The sequence below is a fragment of the Streptococcus cristatus genome (assembly GCF_003943505.1).
In the GTDB taxonomy this organism is placed as follows: Bacteria; Bacillota; Bacilli; order Lactobacillales; family Streptococcaceae; genus Streptococcus; species Streptococcus cristatus_E.
Window position 1 is genome coordinate 1 of the sequence record NZ_RJPS01000095.1, and the last position, 617, is coordinate 617.

Consider the following 617-nt stretch of genomic DNA (forward strand, 5'->3'; position numbering starts at 1 on the left):
CTTAGCTGAAAGAGTAGCTAGGCAAGAGGACAAAGTTGCGAAGGAGACGGAGAAACTAGAGACCTATCGCAATCAATTACAAACAGCGATGTATCAAGCCTTTATCAAACGCCAACAAAATAGTCCCTGGACTTTTGATGAAGCATTGACGCAGGCCTTTGGCCAAGAAGAACAATCAACACTATCCGATAATAGAAACGAGGAATAACACATGACAAAAAATTGGACCTTTGACCAACCCCTAGATGATAAAATACCAACGTCTTCATCAGAAGAACGTGCGAAGATTGCGGCACTATTTCATCAGGAAAAACATCAAGAAATTGAAGATGTGGATTATGTGGCGGCCTTTGAGATGGAACAACAAAAGGCTAAAGATCAGTCTGTTTCACAACAAAAATCACAAGAGAAAATAGAGCCAAGACAAGTTCCATCACCTACCATTACCAGCGACTACAAGCAACATTTAGCCAATGTCATGGCTCAAAATAATGAGGACATTCTTCAAAGTCAGAAGAAAATCGAAGAGTTGCACCAGTTGATTGATGATAAGAATAAGCACAATAAAAAACTACAAGCCATTTCAGAAGCTATTGATGACTTGTAAGTACGAGCAG

The 617-nt window shown here is 39.7% G+C and carries 2 protein-coding genes; both read left to right on the forward strand.

Annotated features, from left to right (window positions below):
* Window positions 1-208 (forward strand): DUF5965 family protein (locus tag D8792_RS11180; protein WP_125374023.1); only part of this gene is annotated, 208 nt, incomplete at its 5' end.
* Window positions 209-211: 3 nt separating this feature from the next.
* Window positions 212-607, forward strand: coding sequence for a DUF5945 family protein (locus tag D8792_RS11185; protein WP_125371701.1), 396 nt, complete (start codon window positions 212-214; stop codon window positions 605-607).
* The last annotated feature ends 10 nt before the right edge of the window (window positions 608-617 follow it).

Bases quoted from the DNA above. Each gene is read 5' to 3' on its own strand.
- D8792_RS11185 (WP_125371701.1), top strand. From the start codon at position 212: ATGACAAAAAATTGGACCTTTGACCAACCCCTAGATGATAAAATACCA.